Below are 18,113 nucleotides of genomic sequence, written 5' to 3' on the forward strand. Positions count from 1 at the left end.
CCTACAAATTCGCATAATATCACTCATGTAGTCAAGGAAACACTTTATGAATTTTACGAAAACACTATCGTAAAATCCACATTCTTGCTATCATGAGAAAAATAAGTTACCTTGCAGAAAGGAATCGCACCTTCATAAACTTAATAGCATTATTAGCGCTATTAAGTTTACCATCTTTTCGATTTAGTAACATAAATAGGGAAGAAAAAACCCCTTCTATTGTGCTAAAGAATATGGAGAAACCCGCTACATACATATTTGAAAAGAGTCGAAACCCAGGAAGCGGGAAACCCAGAAGACCGATTCTTCTTCCCTCTTATCCATCCCCCAATCGAAAATCAGCCTCCTTGGGTAGTGATCCGATTCGTTTTGTCTTTTACACCAACAAAAAGCAGGTCAGCCTTGGTGAAGAAGTGGAATTAACGATAACGGCTCACTACATGGCCATGCACCCCGGCCTGCTGGCGACCTTTCCCGGTTCGAATGCGTTCAGTCTCAAAGTGATCGTCCCGGACGGTTTCATTCAAACGGGTGGTGACTATGTCGACCTCATCGGTACCGAGCTTTCAACCCATCGGAAGACGGTTACCTATTCTCTCAAGGGCAAGTTTGTTTCAATTTCCAGCAATCACACCTTCCGCTTGCTACGCAGCCATAAGGATGCCGGTGCTGACAGCAAATTTATAGAAAAGAGCAAATTCCAGATTCATTGCCACAACTCCGCCGAAAGCCTTGCCAATGCCGGGTCTTTGAAAGGATCACGAATTGCTGTAGCCGAAGTTGCTTGTACACCTTTTCCAATTGTGTGTTCTGGTAACAACTTTGAGATTCGCAATCAAACTGTTACTGTAGCACAGACAGGCACCTATTCGCTGGCGGTTTCGTACCGCTCCCATGAAAAATCTGCGATTGGGATTGTGCGAATCGATGGTGTAGCCCAAAATGTAGCGTTTGCTATGACTACTTCGTACTTAAACCAGGTCGTAGGTACCGTGTCACTTAGTGCTGGCACTCACACGATTGGATTAAGTTCAGGTACCGAAGGTGGGCTTATTTGTTTTAATAACATCTGTCTGACCAACGCTGATAACTCCTGCAGCTATACGCCATCTGCTACCGTTAGCAATACGACTCCAGGCTGTGGGACTTCGGTAAATTTAAGTGCAACCTGTGAAGGTAGTGATTGTGCTGGGCTAAATTATAGTTGGAGTGGAAACGGCGTTGATCAACATGGCCAGACGATAAGTGTGAATACGCCTTCCAGCGATGGATTTTACACCTATACCGTAACAGCAGTCAAGAGTGGATGCAGTAAAACCGCTCAAACATCGATCACTGTTAATGGATGTGGGTCAGGATCGCTTGTGGGTTGTTATGTAATCCGCTCCAAAAAAACCGGACAAGTTTTACAATCTCTATCCGGCGATGTGGTCGAACAACGAGCTGCTAATAGCCAGGCAAACCAGATATGGAAAGCCGAAAGTGTAGGAACCAATCAATACCGCTTCACCACGCAGGATGGCTCCGGCAAAAGCATGCAGGTCAATAGTGCCAGCCAAGGCGAATTAGTCCGAATCGGAACCTACACCGGAACCGATTTGCAGAAATGGACCCTTAAAAGCGACAACAACGGCAGTTATCGAATCAACACCTCCAATGGGCTTACCTGGGATATGCGAAATTATGGCGTAGAACCACAGCTTCAGTTGTGGGGGAATCTCACCGAAGGTTTCGCCGACCAGCGTCTGTTTGGTTTCGAGTCTACCGGTTGCCCTACCACTCCTCCGGCAACCGGTTCCTGCACCACCTTGCGAAATGCCGACTCCCCTGCCAACCTGACTGGCGGCTTGGCGTATAAGTATTACCAAAGCATCGCCAACAACGACTGGTGTTCGGCCACCGGACTCAGCAGTCAGGCTGTCGTTAGTTCCGGATCGGTCGGCACCATTAGCCTCACGCCCCGCCAGCGCGACGACCATTTTGGCTTCGAGTTTACTGGATACATTCAGGTACCGGCTGATGGACAATATACTTTTTTTCTTAACAGCGACGATGAGTCCCGACTCAGCATTGGTGGGCAATTGATCATTGCTCATAGCGGTTGCCACGGCACAGCAACAGCAGGCCAGGAACCCAGCGGCTCTATTTGTCTGCGGGCAGGTTATCACCCCATCCAGATTCTTTATAGCCAAGGGGATGGAGGATTTGGTTTGCAAACATTCTGGCAGGGTCCCACTTTTGCCAAGCAGGAGATCCCCGCCGGAGCGTTGTTTCGTAGTGGAACACCAAATACAGTGGCTTGTAATTTTGTTGTCAGTGCCACAGCACCGGCCACAGCGGGTTGTGGCAGTGCCATCACACTCAACGCTCCATGTACAGGAAGTGACTGCAACGGTCTAACCTATAGCTGGAGCACCGGACAAAATGGTCAATCAATCAGCACCACAGTACCAAGCAGTAATGGTACTTCTACCTATACTGTAACGGTTAGCAAGAATGGGTGCAGTAGCAAGACGACCCAAACAACAACAACTGTTAACGGATGTGAAGCTGTAAGCACCATTTGTAACCCCTTCCCTATAGTATGCTCTGGAAATTCTCAGGAAGTTCGTAACCAAACCATTACTGTAGCCCAGGCAGGTACTTATTCGTTGTCGGTTTCATACCGTTCCCATGAAAAATCTGCGAACGGAATCGTAAGAGTCGATGGAGTTGCGAAAAATGTAGCTTTTGCCATGACCACCTCGTACCTAAACCAGGTCGTAGGTGCCATATCACTCAGTGCGGGTAATCATACAATTGGGTTAAGTTCAGGTACCGAAGGTGGCCTGGTTTGTTTCAATGAAATCTGTCTGACTAGCACGACATCCACAACTTCCAATTGTAATTATGGCTTAACTGTTAATAGCAGCAATGCAAATCCAGGCTGTGGAGCAGCTATTACCCTGAATGCTACTTGCAGCGGAGATTGCGATGGAGTAAACTATAGTTGGAGCACCGGACAAAACGCTCAATCTATTAACACCAATGTTCCAAGCAATAACGGAAACCTGATCTACACAGTCACAGCCAACAAGAATGGATGTGCCACTAAAACGGCACAAATTGACGTATCCGTTATTGGTTGTCCCAATAGTACGAATGTGGCAACTAAAACATTTATGCTCACAGCGATAGGAGGATATGAAACTTGGAGTGACAATAATACTTACTCTCTCCGCAAATTCCATGCTCATCCCCAGCATACGAAGCCTGCTGCAGGCTTAACAGTAAAGAATATTGAACATCTGAACAAGGTGATGAATTATTGGCACGAACTCGGAGGGACTCACGTATCCATGCCTATGGTTTGGGAAGATACCGAACCGGCGGCTGGCCAATTTGAGTTTCGTCATTGGGATTGGATATTCAGTAAGGCCAATTCGCTTGGTCTTAAAATAAATATCAATCTAATGCCATTGGTAGATTTCGAGCATTCTGATGAAAAGTACCGTACATCGGCTAGTTGGAGATACGAGAGCGAAGACGCTGCTAGAAAAACAGTGCTTGACTCTAATGGAATGCCTAAACGGGAAAATGGAGTATTACTCACAGAACCGGCAAAGCATTTTATGAGTTATTATTCACCTAAAATGGAAAATTACCGGAGATGGTTGAATGGAGTGGCCAATTATTTAGCTAATCACACTAATAGCATTGGCTATATAGCTGTCGTCACCAACCACCATAAAGAGGCAAATTACTATCTCAATGCCAACTCCGATTTCCATGCCAGTGCGTTAAATGCTTGGAGTAACAGATATCCTGGAATTTCGAGCCCCCCGGACGAAACTGGTGGCTCAGATTTACTTCAACAACGATGGCTTAAGTTCCGGTCTGAGACACTTATTAATTTTGTATCAGAGTGGGTAAGCATACTAAAAGCCAAAAATTTAAAAACAGTGCTTGATGTAGGTAGCTTTACAGATAACAACAGCCGACGAGGGACTTGGGCTTTACTTGGAATGCTTCCACCAAATTTAGATGGTGTTAAGCATAACCCAGCCTGGGACTATCCGGCAGCTTTCGATACCCGTATCGTAGCAAGTGTTCGTCCTTCATTAGCGTCTGTCGAATGGACGAAAGAATGCAATAATGCTATTGGCTGCCCTCCTTCTCTTGTACCTTATCTTATTAATAACTTTAAGGCAAGTATTGATGCCGGAGCAACGGATCTATCATTTGCTTTTTTTGACCAGGAAACTCCATTTCCTAATAATGATTTGGACGCAATTGTAAATGGACTTAAAAGCTCAGGATATTGGAACAAACCCATTCCAATCTTTAACTCTAACTGTACGATGGAGATCAGTGTAAAAGAGGTTATGACTCAAGGAAAATACACTAGCGATCACTTTTTAAACATTTTCAATAACATAAAAAACACCTGTGGTTATCCCATAATAAAAGTTAAAAATGACTTAGAATAGGCCATTAAACAATTCTTTTTTTTAACACCATAAGCCTCCTTCTATAAGATAATAGGAAGGCTTATGGTGTTGATTATATAATAATTTTACTCGTTTTCGATAAAATGTTTAATACATCCCTATGAACGTAAGGCACCCATTAATTATCAACGTAACATTTTCCAAACTTCAAAATATAGGAGTTACAAAAGTAATCACCCTACTTTCATGTTTAGCAGTTTATATACTGTATCTATACAAACAATACGTCTGCACTCCTCAGGTCCCATTCGGAGATGATCTGCCCACAATATTTCACTATTTATTCCGATACGATCAAGCACTTACTCTATCCGAAAAAATATCAATTATCTTTAACAACAGAATGGTTGAGCACCGCTTGTTGAGTTCAAGCCTAATTACTTTATTATTTTATCTGGTCGCAGGAAAAATAAAACTACCAATCTTAACAACCACCGCCGGGCTGATTTGGCTTAGTATATCTTTTTTTTATTATACTTGGCTTAAAAAAACGAATGTATCGATAGCGTGGATTTTCCCTATATCATGTATATTAGTATCATTTGCACCTTACCAAGTCATTGTTTGGCCAATGGCAGCAATGCAACACTTATCAGTAATATTTATGGGTTATTTAACAATTTACTTATTAACTATACAGGATTTCCAAGGAAAAAAAAATCTAACACTTTCTTTTTTTTTATTGGCAACTTTCATCGCAATAACTGCGACATTTTCAGCAGGGAATGGAATGTTGGCTTGGCCTACAGGTATTCTGATTCTAGTATTAAAAAAAGAATTCAAATTCCTTCTAATATGGATATGTTGCTCCATTTTTGCTACAGCTGGCAATTTTTGGAATTCTACACTAAATGGCACCCCATCAGACAATTCAATTAAAACCTTTTGTACGAATTTTTTCAAAGAAATTATTAGTTTTTTAGCTGGTCTTGGAGGTGGAATACGATTTCAGGGACATGAATCATTTCTTGATGATTGCAATTTCCAGTTCTCACTCAAATACCCTCCAATTTATTTGGGATTATTCATTTTTATTTCGTTTATATATTTGTTTGTAAAAACACTAAAATTTAAAAACAATATATTTCTGCCTATAGTAGGCACTTCAGTTTTTATATTCTTAACAGTTGCACTACTTGTCATAGGGAGAACACCTCCAAATGGCGATTTAGTTGTTTTTAAAAGTCGGTATTACATATACTCTATTGCGGCAATCATCAATACCATATTCATTTTAGCAGCAATCTCCAAATCGAGTAAATGGCACCAGTGGTTTCTACTTGTGACAACACTTTTTAGTATCGGTTTTTGGGGCATATGGGAAGTACTCTCTTCTCATAAACTTATCAATCATTCTAATACACTACAAGTCGGCCAATTTAATTGGAGAGAAAATGACCAGTGGGTGATCTATCAGTCTACGGCTTATTTTGAAAATTATTTCAATTCATTTTTCAATGAAGTAAAGAACAAGGCCTTCGGTTTTGAATTACCGCAAACCATACTGAATAAGGCCTTCCAAGAAAAAAAATGGAATGAAACCCACTTCTCACCTCTAAAAAAAATACACATCTCTACTGACGTTGGGTACAAAAGGTTGGTTCGACTAAACATGGTTAATGATCAAGTAAAACCAATCCGACATCTTGATGAAGGCTATGTTGTAATTATGGCCTCCCAGAAAGATACATTTCTTCTGTGGTCACTTGTCTCTCCAACTGGTTTGCGAAATTTTTTAAAAACCGGAGATCGCTGCTCAAAAGGATACCGGGTTGAGGTTGAATTAGACCCAGAAAAGATACCAAAGGGCATTTATTTTTTCCATCAATTCTATTATTCAAGTGAGGATGCAATTGCAAGGAAAAAACCTGACGGAAAAATTGTTTTTAAATAAAATGCATGAGCAAGCAATTATAATTACTTAACCTAATACTCCAGATAGTGACCTTAGCCCAAATCTTGGACAGTCAAAACTGGAGAATCGGGCTGGTATTCTCTTTCTTTTTCACTTGCATTCCGACTTCATTTGGGGTTTGATTTCCCAGCGAACTATGGGGCCGAAAGCTATTATATTCCTGCCGCCAAGCCTCGATCTTTTCTTGGGCATCATCCAAAGATAGAAACCAATGAGCATTCAAACACTCATCGCGGAAACTCCCGTTGAAAGATTCAATAAACGGATTATCAGTCGGTTTCCCCGGTCTGGAAAAGTCAAGAGTCACCTTATTATCATACGCCCGCACGGGCGGCCCCGCATTTATCGAGGGCTTTTGAAATAAACTCGCTTCCATTGTCCACCTGAATCCGGTTCGGTATTGCTAAATTTACTACTTTTAATTGATTCATTACAGCCACAACGTCTTCGCCTTTAAGCGACTGACCAACATGAATCGCCAGGCACTGTCGGCTAAAATTATCCACCGCACGGGCGGCCCCGTACAGTTAAGGCCCGGATTTTCCGCCCATCAAAGAGTTGATCCGCCACAAAATCCATGCTCCAACTCTGATGAATACTAGAAAGTTCAGGTCTGTCGAGCCGGTAAGAAGCCGCTCGATTTCGCCTTGGCCGTTTGCTGCGCAGGTTCAAACCTTCTTCACAATACACCCTATGGACTCTTTTGTGGTTGTCACGCCAGCCTTCCCGGCGCAATAAAACATGAATCCGTTTATAGCCATAACGGATCCTCACTTGGGCAATCTCCCTAATTCTTTGACGAACGGCTGTGTCATCACGCCGGTGAGGTTTATAATACCAACAAGACCTTTGAAGCTGTATAACCGAGCAGGCACGTTGGGTGGGAACTCGGTAATCATTCATTAAGCTAGCGGCCAGCATCCGCTTCTGGGCTGGCCTTAAAGCTTTTTTTTGAGTACGTCTTGTAGCATCTGCTTATCTAAACTCAGGTCGGCTACGAGTTGCTTCAGTTTCTGATTTTCCTCGGCACCGGCCGCCCGGCTCCAACTGTCGAAGTTTTCGTAGTTCTGGAACCCCTAAACCAGCGTACTTCTTGCGGTCCGCCGCCGCGGTTCCAGTTGTAATAGGTAGCCTCGCTGACTCCCATCTTCCGGCAAACTTCCGCCACAGGTACACCAGTGTCAGCCTGACGGAGTGCAAAAATGATTTGTGCTTCGGTGAACTTCGTCTTTTTCATAAGCGATTTCTGATTGTTTAAGTTATCAAAATCGCCCGAATTTCTCTACTCAATGAGTGTCCACTTTTCAGGGCCAAGGTCAGTCACCAAGGTCATCTCCGAAGTGAAGCGCCTTAAAGAGTTAGAGGACGAAAATCGTCGGCTCAAGAAGATGTTCGCGGAGCTAAGTTTGCAAAACGAAATCATCAAGGAAGCACTCTCAAAAAAGTGGTGAGGCCCGCCCAGCGTCGAGAGCTAGTCAGGTGGATGATCAATCAGAAACGGATTAGTCAACGCAAAGCCTGTTGCTGGGTGGGCCTCAGCCGCAACGCACTCGTTGAGCCAGCCGCCATTAAAGATAAGGACGAAGCCCTGGCCAGCCGGATTGAGCAATTGGCTCGACGGTATAAGCAGTGGGGCGTTTTGAAGATTTATCGGCGGTTACGTAAGCAAGGCGAGCTGGTAAATCATAAGAAAGTCAGACGCTTGTATAGAACGTTAGGGTTAGGCTTACGGCGAAAAACTAAAAAGCGCTTACCGGATGCAGTCCGTAAACCGCTGCCCAAAGCAACGGCTTGTAATCAGTGCTGGTCATTGGACTTTACGTCTGATAACTTAACCGGTGGGCGCAAGTTTCGCACCTTGAATGTAGTCGACGATTACAACCGGGAAGCCTTGGGTATCGAAGTGGATTATTCACTGCCAGCCCAGCGAGCTATCCGCTTGTTAGATCAACTGGTTGAGCGGTATGGTAAGCCAGGGCGGCTACGCAGTGATAACGGGCCCGAGTTTATCAGTCAGGACTTGCAAGCTTGGTGTCGAGATAAATCGATTGAGTTGTGTTGGATCGAACCGGGCAAACCAACCCAAAATGCGTATATCGAACGATTCAATGGGACGTTTCGCCGGGAGGTTTTGGATGCTCACATTTTTACGAGTATCCGGCATGTACGCCAAACGGTGGATGATTGGCTAGTAGAGTACAACAATGAACGGCCCCATCAGGCCTTGCAGTTTATGACGCCGGTTGAATATCGGCAGTCTGACGTCCCCCCGGAAAAGCGTTCCAGTGAAAAGTAGAGAAAATCGGGCGATTTTGATAACTTAAACAATCGAAAATCGCTATGAAAAAGACTAAGTTCACCGAAGCACAAATTGTCTTTGCCCTTCGCCAATCCGAGACCGGAGTGGCCGTAGCCGAAGTATGCCGCAAAATGGGCATTAGCGAGGCTACCTATTACAATTGGAAGAAGAAGTATGGCGGATTGGGTGTTGCCGAACTGCACCGATTACGCCAATTGGAAGAAGAAAATCGTCAGTTGAAACAGCTGGTGGCCGACTTGAGCCTGGACAAACAAATGCTTCAGGATGTGCTCAAAAAAAAGTTTTAAGGCCAGTCCAGCAAAGAAAACTGGCCTCAAGTTTAATAGAAAACTATCGCGTTTCGGCCCGCCGTGCATGCTCCGTTATTCAGTTCCGTCGATCCTCCTTGCAGTATAAGTCTCGTCGTCGAGACGACTCCGTGATCCGGAAACGAATTAAAGAAATTGCCCAGGTAAGGGTTCGGTATGGGTATCAGCGGATTTACGTGTTGCTGCGCCGAGAAGGCTGGCGGGACAACCACAAAAGGGTATATAGGGTATATTGTGAAGAAGGGCTGCATCTCAGAAGCAAGCGGCCTCGCCGTAATCGAGCGGCCGCCCACCGGTTGGAACGCCCTCAACTCTCTACTATTCACCAGTGTTGGAGTATGGATTTTGTCGCCGATCAGCTGTTTAATGGGCGTAAAATTCGGGCCTTAACTGTGGTAGATAATTATAGTCGTCAGTGCCTGACGATTCATGTTGGCCAAGCTTTAAAATCAGAAGATGTGGTTGACGTAATGAATCGTTTAAAAGCGTTATATTTAACGGTACCCGGACGCATTCAGGTCGACAACGGCAGTGAGTTCATTTCAAAAGCGCTAGACAAATGGGCTTATGATAACAAGGTAACGTTGGACTTTTCAAGACCTGGAAAGCCAACGGATAACGCGTTTATTGAATCGTTCAACGGCAGTTTCCGCGATGAGTGTTTGAACGCTCATTGGTTTTTATCGCTGGAAGATGCGCAGGAAAAAATTGAACACTGGCGGCAGGAATACAATACCTTCCGCCCCCATAGCTCACTCGGTGGGCTAACGCCAAATGAGGTTGGAAAGGGGAAAGGAAAATCAACAAATGAATGTCCGATCCTCAATCTTTGAGCGGTACGCTTTTCGGGAGAACCTCAAGTCAGCTTAAATTCCAGTCAAAACTGGCTCACCGAACGGGGTAAGGACAGTTCCACTTTAGTGTATGCTTTAAAGTTTCCTAAGGAGAATCAAAACTTTAGAATGACTTCCATTCCCCTTCATGAAAAACAAGTTGCCAGATTGATCAAAAAGCATTCAAAACCAACCGATTGTCTGGTGGTCTGGGGGTGGAATATGCGGTATCATACCTTGAGCGGATTGAGACAGGGCACAAAAGAAAACCATTCGATTCGATGTATGACCACAAATTTGTTGGGGCGATTCATGATCCTCAACTCATTGCCTATTACGGACGAGAGTTCGTAAAGGCCCTAAACGAAACAACCCTTCTGTCTTCATTGACGAAGTAAAAGCAAACCGTTTTTTTGAAAATCCCGAGTGGGTTGTACACCAAAATATTCCCGGGTTAAAGCAAATTATCGCCGATCAATACCAGTTATTGACCCACGAATCCGGCGTTTCGGTTTATGTACGCAAAGATCTTTTATAGAGAGATTTTCACAGTTATAAAATCGCAGTCTGCTCAATCCTAAAACTGATACAACAACCGCGCCCGCATCCCGGCCGAAGTCCGGTTCAAACTAAACTGCGTTGACAGTAAAGGACTTGACAAATACGGATTGGCCTGAATCACCAAGTGACTCCATTGCTTCTCGAAAGCAACACCCACGAGCCAGTTGTTGTACACGCTGGGCGAACATTTTTCATAGAACTTTTGCGCCATAAATTCATACGGCCCCATACGGTTGGTATACGAAATTTTCTCGCGGGCTTCCAGACTAAAACTCGCGCCAACAGACGGCGTTATCGTAACGGAGTTCCCGACCGGCAGACGATACCCAAAAGTGATCGGTAACTGCCAGGTCTTTCCACTTCGGGCGATGTTCAGAATCTCAATGCGCTTATCTCCAGGCACTTTACCCGGGTAATCCCGCCGGAAATCGCTCTTTTTCCTGACTAAATACTGTCCTTCCGTTATAAACTCTTCGCCCGATACGCTCAGGCGCGTCAATCCAATGCCAATCGTCAACCGATCCCCCATCAGAACTTCACTCGCCAGCCCGTAACCCGATTGGCCGCCACTCAACTGCGCACTGCCTCCAATCCGGACGTGAACAAACCGCTGCGATTCTTCCACCACCGGTTTTGAACCCAAAGTGGTGGCTACGGCCGAATGCGTTGCCAACGGCCGGATTCGGCGGACCCGGCGCTGGTAGTTTTCGACATAATAACTGGAATCAAATTTCATCGGCCGATTCAAGACCGGCTCCCAGGAAATCGAAGCCGATGCCACCGAACCGGCTGGCGACCCGGCATTTCCCGGAACATCTACCGAACCCGAAGAACCACTTGACAACGGCCGGGAGGTTTCCAAACTGGTGGATTTCTGCCGTCCCGAATACCGGTCCGGGTTCCGATTCCAGCGGTCCGTAGCGGATTTCGGCAAACGGCCTGAAGGAGATATGTTTCGCTCCGAAGGCACACGACCGGTTTCTGATGGATCTGCTTTAGGTTCATTCAAACCGGGTTCCGATTCCGTCAGACGCTCTTGTGACCCGGATCGATTCGACAGCGTGTTCTCTTCCTGCCGGTTTTGCTCCCGGTTCCGACGGTGATTCGATTCGGTTGATGTTGGCGAGTTTTCGTCGATCGGGTTTATTGCCGATGGATCGGTTTCGGACTGGTTGGCCAACTCACGATCTTCATCCCGCTGAAGGTCTGAGACAGAAGGCGATAACCGGGGTGATGGAATCGGGACTTCGCGTGTTATGTAGACCGTGTCGGTTTTTGGCACCTGGGCGACCGGTGTTTCCAACGGTGCCTGTTGCAGAATCGTGACGGTATCCTTCAGAGACTGAACAGTTTGCTCCAGTTTCTGATTGGTACGGTATTGCCACACCGCCAGAATGACCAGCCCGGCCACCGTGGCGGCACTCATCATCGGCACAAGCCACTGTGTAACCGCCCCGCCGATGGAAGGTACGCCATTGCGACGCAGAACAGACCGAAGATGCACCCAATCTGTCTCCTGGAACGGAGGGTCTATCCCCTCCAGCTTTTGTCGTATATTTTCCTCAAATTTATCAGTTTTCATAGTAACGAATAGGAATCGCGGGATCGGATGGAAACAGGTGTGGGTACGCAGACCGGATGGCCTGTTGAAGACGTTGCCGCGACCGTAAAAAATGCGAACGGATCGTGGCTTCGTTGCTCTGTAACACCTCGGCAATTTCCCGAAGACTGTAGCCATCTACTACATGCATCGAAAACACAGTACGGTAGGCCGGTGGCAGTTGCTGCACCAGCGCCAGAATTTCATCGGCCGAAATCTGGCCAATCACATCGTCTTCGAACGGCACATCCTGACCGGCCTCCAACGAACTCATGTCTAATTTATGGTATTTACGGTAATAACTGATGGCAGTATTGATCAAAATCGACCGCAGCCACGCTTTGAAAGGATGCGTGGCATCGTATTGATGGAGCCGTTGAAATACTTTGAGAAAGCTCTCATTCAACACTTCTTCGGCTTCCTCCGTCGTAGCCGAATACCGCAGGCAAATACTTTTGGAATAGCCATAAAATTTTTTGAATAAAACACGCTGAGCCTGCGCATCATGGTTGCGGCAGGCTTCAATAACACTATCAAGATCGTTTTCCGCGAAGGAGGGGCGCTTTCGGAAGAACAAGGCCGTAACGATTTAAGTAAATGATTCACTCATACCCTCCCGTACGTCAAAAACCGGGCGACTGTTGCAGCGGCTAACGACTTTTTTTATTTTTTTTCATCCCCCTAATTTCTGCACTTTTTTCGATTTGGTCTGCAACGGTGCCGCTTTTCCCGGCGTAATGTCAATTGTATCGTCGAAGAAAATGGTTCGCTCCTGAGTGAGTCCCCCACTTTTTCCGACTCCGAACCTGAAATTCTAAAGCAATGAAAATACATCTGTTGGTCATTGCGGATAGTCTCCATTACGACTCGGGCCTTAACTCCCGGCAGAGCTACATCGATCAGTTCGTGCAGCAACTGGAACGCGGGGGGCAGGAAGTAATTGTGACCTACCATGCGCCGATGGCCATCAGCACCATCGCAGAAGTGTTGCAGCGGGTTCCGCTCCGGCGCTATGACCTGATCATACTGCAAATTGCCAACCGCCACCTCCGTGATTCGCGGCTGGCCCTGCGCCCCACCGCAGGCACCCGGTTCGTGGAGCATGTGATGGCGTGGAAGTTACGCATCCAATCCGTGCTGGGTGCCATTCGGCCCCTCAACGAAGTATACGCCCATTTGTCGATGATCCTGGAAACCCTCCGGTTTCACCGCAGCCGGGTTATTCTGATGACCCCTTTCCCCCACCGCGAACCGGTCAGTGGCTGGTTGCGACGCAAGGGCAGTGCCATCCTTAAAAGCGAAGGACAACACCGGGGGTTCCGGGTGTTCGATGTGCAGGCACTGGTCGATTCCCGCGAGGAATTTTTCAGTACCGGCGACCGAGAACGGCTCAACGCCATCAGCCACGAACTGATCGGGCGACGGTTGTACGATTTTTACCGAACCGAACCCAGCATGACCACCGGCCCTTTGAAACAGGACACCTGATTTGTTTCTCTGCATTACCAACCACCATCATATATAGACAGCAAAACCATGAAAAAATCCCTGTTCATTGCCTTGACCGTTATCGTCGCCGGCCTGTACGGTTGCAACCAAAGCCAGCAAACCGTCACACCGGACACTGATTCGGCTATCTCGGCCACCAGCACCGCCCGGCTGGCGTCCGACAGTTCCGGATTCTTTTGCAGGAAGAACATTACGAAAATCGCCATAACCGACCTTCCATCGGCTGTAACCAACTACCTCTCTACTAATTATACCGGCGCCACCGTTGACTATGCCGCTAAAGATGATACGGGCAATTTCCTGGTAGCCATCACGCAAAATGGTGAAACCAAAGCCCTGTTGTTCAACGCTGACGGCACCTTTAACGAAGAATTAGCGCTGAAAGGCGGACCCGGCCGGAAAGGGGGCTCGCACGGAAAAGGCGGTGGCAAAAAAGGATCGCTGGAACAGATTGCCGTCGCTGACCTGCCGTCTGCCATCACCAGTTACATCAGTACGAACTATGCCGGCGCCGAAGTGAAAACCGCAGCCAAAGACAGTACCCGTGGCTATCTGGTGATGATCGTGGTGAGCGATCAGGCCAAGACCCTGCTCTTCAACACCGACGGAACCTTCAACAAGGAAGTTTCCAAACCGTTGCGCGGCAGATTTACGTCGGTTGCCGTGGCAGATTTGCCCGCTGCCGTTACGACCTACATCACGACGACGTATGCGGGTTCGACGATTAAAGATGCCGCCAAAAATGCCGAAGGACAATTGGTGGTCGTTGTAAAAACCAGCGGTGGAAAACCGGTAGCCCTGCTTTTTGAGGCCGACGGCACCTTCAAACAGGTATTGAAACAACGGCGTTGAAAAGTCAGTTGGCATCCTTCTCCGAACAACAGGATACGGAGCGGTGGAGAAGGGTGTCAATTGATTCAGTAAATGACTTATCCTTTTTGAATACAACCTGAATTGAAAACGCTATGAAAAATAAACTGCGCAGTGTCCCTGCCTGGTGGGGAATGGTTTTGCTTTCCGTTACGCTGCTGGCGGGTTGCCGCAAGGAAACGGACCTCGTTGAACCAACGACGACCACTACAACCGCCGAAAACCAGACCATCAACAAATGGATTCTGGAAAACATGCGGGAGTATTATTACTGGAATGACAAAATCCCGGCCAGTCCGGATCTGACGCTCGCGCCCTCCGATTTTTTCGATTCCATTCTCTATTCCTATGACGCCACCGCCCGACCCGACGGCGACCGGTTTTCGTGGATCGAGGAAAATGCGGATGATCTGTCGGCATCGCTGAGTGGAGAATCGACCACCACCGGCATGGAATTCATGCTCTACCTGCGCTCGGCGGGTTCTACCAACGTTATTGCACAGGTTTTGTACGTTTTGCCCAACTCCCCGGCAGCCGCTGCGGGCTTCAAACGGGGCGACATCATCAGCAAAGTGAACGGTCAGACCATCACGACGTCCAACTACGTTTCGTTGCTCTATTCGGGCGGGACAACGTTCTCGTTCGGTCTGGCCGAAGTGCAAAACAGCACCCTGGTCGATACGGATCTGACCCGATCCGTAACGGCTACGGTTTTTCAGGCCAACCCGGTATTCATGGATTCGATCTATACCGTTGGCGGAAAAACCGTCGGCTACCTGGTTTACAATCAATTTGTTCCGGCGCCCAACAACAGCAACGGTTCGGAATATGACGATCAGGTCGATGCCATTTTCAGCAATTTCAAAGCCAAAGGCGTCAACGAACTGGTGCTCGACCTGCGCTACAATCCGGGCGGCTATACTTCGTCATCCGCCAATCTGGCCAGTTTGATCGGAAAAAACGTCGACCGAACCAAAGTCTATTTCCGCGAAGAATGGAACTCTACCCTGACACCTTATCTCCAGCAGGAATACGGCGATGAGTTCTTTATCCAGCGGTTCGTCACCAAATCGCAAAACATTGGCAGCAACCTCCAGCGGGTTTTTGTGCTGACCACCGACGGAACCGCTTCGTCCAGCGAATTGATTATCAACGGACTGCGTCCTTATATGACGGTAACGACCATTGGCACTACAACCTATGGCAAAAATGTGGGGTCTATTACGATAGTCGATGATTCCGGAAACATCAAATGGGGTATGCAGCCAATCGTTTTTAAGTCATTCAACAGCCTCAGCCAATCCGATTATTCCACCGGTTTTACGCCCACGGTGGAGGTTCAGGAACCGCTCAATTTGCAACCATTGGGCGACGTCAACGAGCCTCTGCTCAACGAAGCACTTTACCAGATCACCGGAAGCCGCATTGCCCGGCGGGGTGTTGCCGAACCCAACCGCCTGCCCGCCCTGGGGTCGTCGATCCAGCGAAAAGCCGGCGGAGGACGCATGATCAAAAGCTTGCCAACCTTTAAACCCAGTACCCTATAAAACACCTTTAAGCTGCCTTTTCTCCATGAAAACCGCTTTGACTACGTTCTGGCTCACCCTGCTCGTCTGCCCGGCTTTTGCCCAGGGAATTACCGACTACTATCGCCCGCCAGTGGCGTCTGCGGGTGAGTTCACGCCCGAGTACCGATCGGCGAAGGAACGCCGGGCCGAAATGACGAAGCTGATCGCCCGCTACGGCGAGACGTATATCCGGGAGCGTTGGTACATTGGAGGAGACGGTTTTTTCCGAACCGACAAAGGGCAGCTTGACCAAACCTTCAACGGATTGATTAGCACCAAAGGAACCACACAAACCGGCTGGAGTGCCGTTGTCGGCTGGGTTAGCAACGAACGCTGGGCGGTGGAAGGCGGCTATGCCCGTTCCCCCATTCACAACACGCTGGTGGTGGGCAGCGGTTCGAACGCCCTCGACCTCCGGTTTGAGAACAACAAACACGGTTTTGTGGTACGTGGCAAACGGCTGATGCGGTTTGGCAACCGAGCCGCCCGTCGCTCCGGCTTGTGGCTCGGAGCCGGGGCCTGGATGGTGCCGAATAATGGGCAGCAAGTCAGTAGCTTTCTGGTGGAAGGTTACAACTATAGTGGTTCCGGGGGCGGTTTTGGCCGCACCAGCCGCGTCCGGGTCGACACCATCCAGATTTTTGGCGCAACCCGCCTGAGCCCACGCCTGAACGGCATGGCCGAAGCCTCGGCCGAATACACCGTCAAGCTGGGCGGAAAAGCAGAACTCAGTCTGTTTGCCCGGAAATACTGGGGACTCAGTAACTCAATCACAACCAACCTGTTATACACCGTAAACCGCGGAGAGTCGCAGTCCGCCGTCCTTCGGGCCGACGGCAGCGGCTGGAGCGTAGGCCTATCCTTGCGGTATGTCTACGCCCTCCGCTATGACCTGCGAAAAATGCCGGGCATTTTTAACCTGCGGGGTAACCGACCGGAACCAGTCAATGAAAAACGACGACGTGCTCAATTGTAAGCTGATGCGGATCGATACCGAAAACAATCACCCTTTATTTTCTTTCACCGTTGCCCCATCGGTAACGGGTTTTTCTGTTTACTCACTTTCCCCTTTTTTTCTATGAAAATTTCATCCCCCCGTGTGTTGCGCTCTAAGCCCTCGATGGTAAGCTCATTTTTTAAGAATCGTTTTTCGGTCCTGATCCCGGCATTTTCCTACACCTTAATCTGGGTGTTATGGGGTGCTATGCTGAGCAGTTGCTCCAACGAAGACGACGTTGCGGTTTTGGGCGACTGGAACCGCCGATCCGACTTTGAAGGCGTGGCCCGCAATGCCGTGGCCGGTTTTGTGCTGAACAATGTGGCTTACATGGGTACCGGCACCAACGCCGACAACGACCGGCTGAAGGATTTCTGGTCGTATGACCCCGCCCGCAACACCTGGACGCAGTTGGCCGATTTTGGCGGAGAAGCCCGCAATACCGCCGTTGGTTTTGCCGTCGGCACGAAAGGCTATCTGGGTACCGGCCTGAATGCCAACAGCGACCGGCTGAAAGATTTCTGGGAATTTGACCCGACTTCCAACGCCTGGAAACGCATCGCCGACTTCGGTGGCACCGCCCGCCGGAACGCTGTGGCCTTCTCGGTGGGTAACAAAGGCTACGTCGGCACCGGCTTCGACGGCAATTATCTGAAAGACTTCTGGGCTTATGATCCCACCAAAGATACCTGGGAGAAAACAGCCAGCTACGGCGGAGCGAAACGACTGGGAGCCCTCTCGTTTGTGATCGACGGATTGGCGTATGTAGGAACCGGCAACAACAACGGATCGGCAGAAAAAGACTGGTGGGCCTACGATGCGACCAAAGATGAGTGGATCGAAAAAGGCGATTTTGAAGATGATGAGCTGGTACAACGCAGCTACGCCGTTGGCTTTTCGATTGGTAACAAAGGCTACGTAACCCTCGGAGATGGCAGCACGGCGGTTTGGGTGTATGACGTAGCCACTGACGACTGGTATGAGCAGGGCATTTTTGAAGGATCGGCCCGGCAATACGCCTTTGGATTCGCCATCAACGGCAAAGGCTACGTCACTACCGGCAGCAACGGTTCCGGCCGGTTCGACGACATCTGGGAATTTGACCCGACCGTTGAACAGGACACGGATACGAATTGATGCGA

Annotated in this window: 9 protein-coding genes and 3 pseudogenes; 9 read left to right on the forward strand and 3 right to left on the reverse strand. The window is 48.1% G+C overall.

The window, feature by feature from the left end; genetic code table 11:
- Positions 1 to 92 precede the first annotated feature (92 nt).
- Positions 93 to 4,469: a PA14 domain-containing protein gene (locus FH871_RS20775; RefSeq protein ID WP_138993281.1), complete on the forward strand. Its 4,377-nt coding sequence runs from the start codon at positions 93 to 95 to the stop codon at positions 4,467 to 4,469.
- Positions 4,470 to 4,833: 364 nt separating this feature from the next.
- Positions 4,834 to 6,384 (forward strand): hypothetical protein, encoded by a 1,551-nt coding sequence (locus tag FH871_RS20780; RefSeq protein WP_138993282.1) that lies wholly within the window; start codon positions 4,834 to 4,836, stop codon positions 6,382 to 6,384.
- 73 nt (positions 6,385 to 6,457) lie between these two features.
- Here FH871_RS20780 and FH871_RS20785 read toward each other — a convergent pair.
- Positions 6,458 to 7,642, reverse strand: a pseudogene (locus FH871_RS20785) (IS3 family transposase).
- Between the two features lie 204 nt (positions 7,643 to 7,846).
- Between FH871_RS20785 and FH871_RS20790 the strand changes: the two are divergent.
- A pseudogene (locus FH871_RS20790) lies at positions 7,847 to 8,701 on the forward strand (IS3 family transposase); the annotation flags it as partial.
- Between the two features lie 44 nt (positions 8,702 to 8,745).
- Positions 8,746 to 9,903 (forward strand): annotated as a pseudogene (locus tag FH871_RS20795) (IS3 family transposase).
- 540 nt (positions 9,904 to 10,443) lie between these two features.
- On the opposite strand, the gene FH871_RS20800 reads toward FH871_RS20795, so the two are convergent.
- Together FH871_RS20800 and FH871_RS20805 are read right to left on the reverse strand one after the other, a co-directional pair.
- Complete coding sequence (locus FH871_RS20800; RefSeq protein ID WP_138993285.1) at positions 10,444 to 12,009, reverse strand: hypothetical protein; 1,566 nt, start codon at positions 12,007 to 12,009, stop codon at positions 10,444 to 10,446.
- Positions 11,999 to 12,604 carry an RNA polymerase sigma factor gene (locus FH871_RS20805; protein WP_138993286.1) on the reverse strand — a complete coding sequence of 202 codons (606 nt, stop codon included), beginning with the start codon at positions 12,602 to 12,604 and terminating at the stop codon, positions 11,999 to 12,001. The genes FH871_RS20800 and FH871_RS20805 overlap by 11 nt, the downstream gene beginning before the upstream one ends.
- A gap of 245 nt (positions 12,605 to 12,849) precedes the next feature.
- On the opposite strand from FH871_RS20805, the gene FH871_RS20810 reads away from it, so the two are divergent.
- The 5 genes from FH871_RS20810 (at position 12,850) to FH871_RS20830 (ending at position 18,108) form a co-directional block, all read left to right on the forward strand.
- Positions 12,850 to 13,515: a hypothetical protein gene (locus FH871_RS20810; RefSeq protein WP_138993287.1), complete on the forward strand. Its 666-nt coding sequence runs from the start codon at positions 12,850 to 12,852 to the stop codon at positions 13,513 to 13,515.
- 48 nt (positions 13,516 to 13,563) lie between these two features.
- Positions 13,564 to 14,388, forward strand: a complete 825-nt coding sequence (locus FH871_RS20815) for a PepSY-like domain-containing protein (protein ID WP_138993288.1) — start codon at positions 13,564 to 13,566, stop codon at positions 14,386 to 14,388.
- Between the two features lie 113 nt (positions 14,389 to 14,501).
- Positions 14,502 to 15,953 (forward strand): S41 family peptidase, encoded by a 1,452-nt coding sequence (locus FH871_RS20820; RefSeq protein WP_138993289.1) that lies wholly within the window; start codon positions 14,502 to 14,504, stop codon positions 15,951 to 15,953.
- A gap of 25 nt (positions 15,954 to 15,978) precedes the next feature.
- Positions 15,979 to 16,950, forward strand: a complete 972-nt coding sequence (locus tag FH871_RS20825) for a hypothetical protein (protein ID WP_138993290.1) — start codon at positions 15,979 to 15,981, stop codon at positions 16,948 to 16,950.
- Between the two features lie 102 nt (positions 16,951 to 17,052).
- A complete protein-coding gene (locus FH871_RS20830; protein ID WP_229317444.1) occupies positions 17,053 to 18,108 on the forward strand; it encodes a kelch repeat-containing protein in 1,056 nt (351 codons plus the stop codon).
- Positions 18,109 to 18,113: the final 5 nt, after the last annotated feature.

The organism is Larkinella sp. C7 (genome assembly GCF_006149005.1).
Taxonomy (GTDB): domain Bacteria; phylum Bacteroidota; class Bacteroidia; order Cytophagales; family Spirosomataceae; genus Larkinella.

Coding starts and splice junctions, on each gene's coding strand:
- FH871_RS20775 (WP_138993281.1), top strand. CDS start 93: ATGAGAAAAATAAGTTACCTTGCAGAAAGGAATCGCACCTTCATAAAC.
- FH871_RS20780 (WP_138993282.1), top strand. CDS start 4,834: ATGGTTGAGCACCGCTTGTTGAGTTCAAGCCTAATTACTTTATTATTT.
- FH871_RS20800 (WP_138993285.1), bottom strand. CDS start 12,009: ATGAAAACTGATAAATTTGAGGAAAATATACGACAAAAGCTGGAGGGG.
- FH871_RS20810 (WP_138993287.1), top strand. CDS start 12,850: ATGAAAATACATCTGTTGGTCATTGCGGATAGTCTCCATTACGACTCG.
- FH871_RS20815 (WP_138993288.1), top strand. CDS start 13,564: ATGAAAAAATCCCTGTTCATTGCCTTGACCGTTATCGTCGCCGGCCTG.
- FH871_RS20820 (WP_138993289.1), top strand. CDS start 14,502: ATGAAAAATAAACTGCGCAGTGTCCCTGCCTGGTGGGGAATGGTTTTG.
- FH871_RS20825 (WP_138993290.1), top strand. CDS start 15,979: ATGAAAACCGCTTTGACTACGTTCTGGCTCACCCTGCTCGTCTGCCCG.
- FH871_RS20830 (WP_229317444.1), top strand. CDS start 17,053: ATGAAAATTTCATCCCCCCGTGTGTTGCGCTCTAAGCCCTCGATGGTA.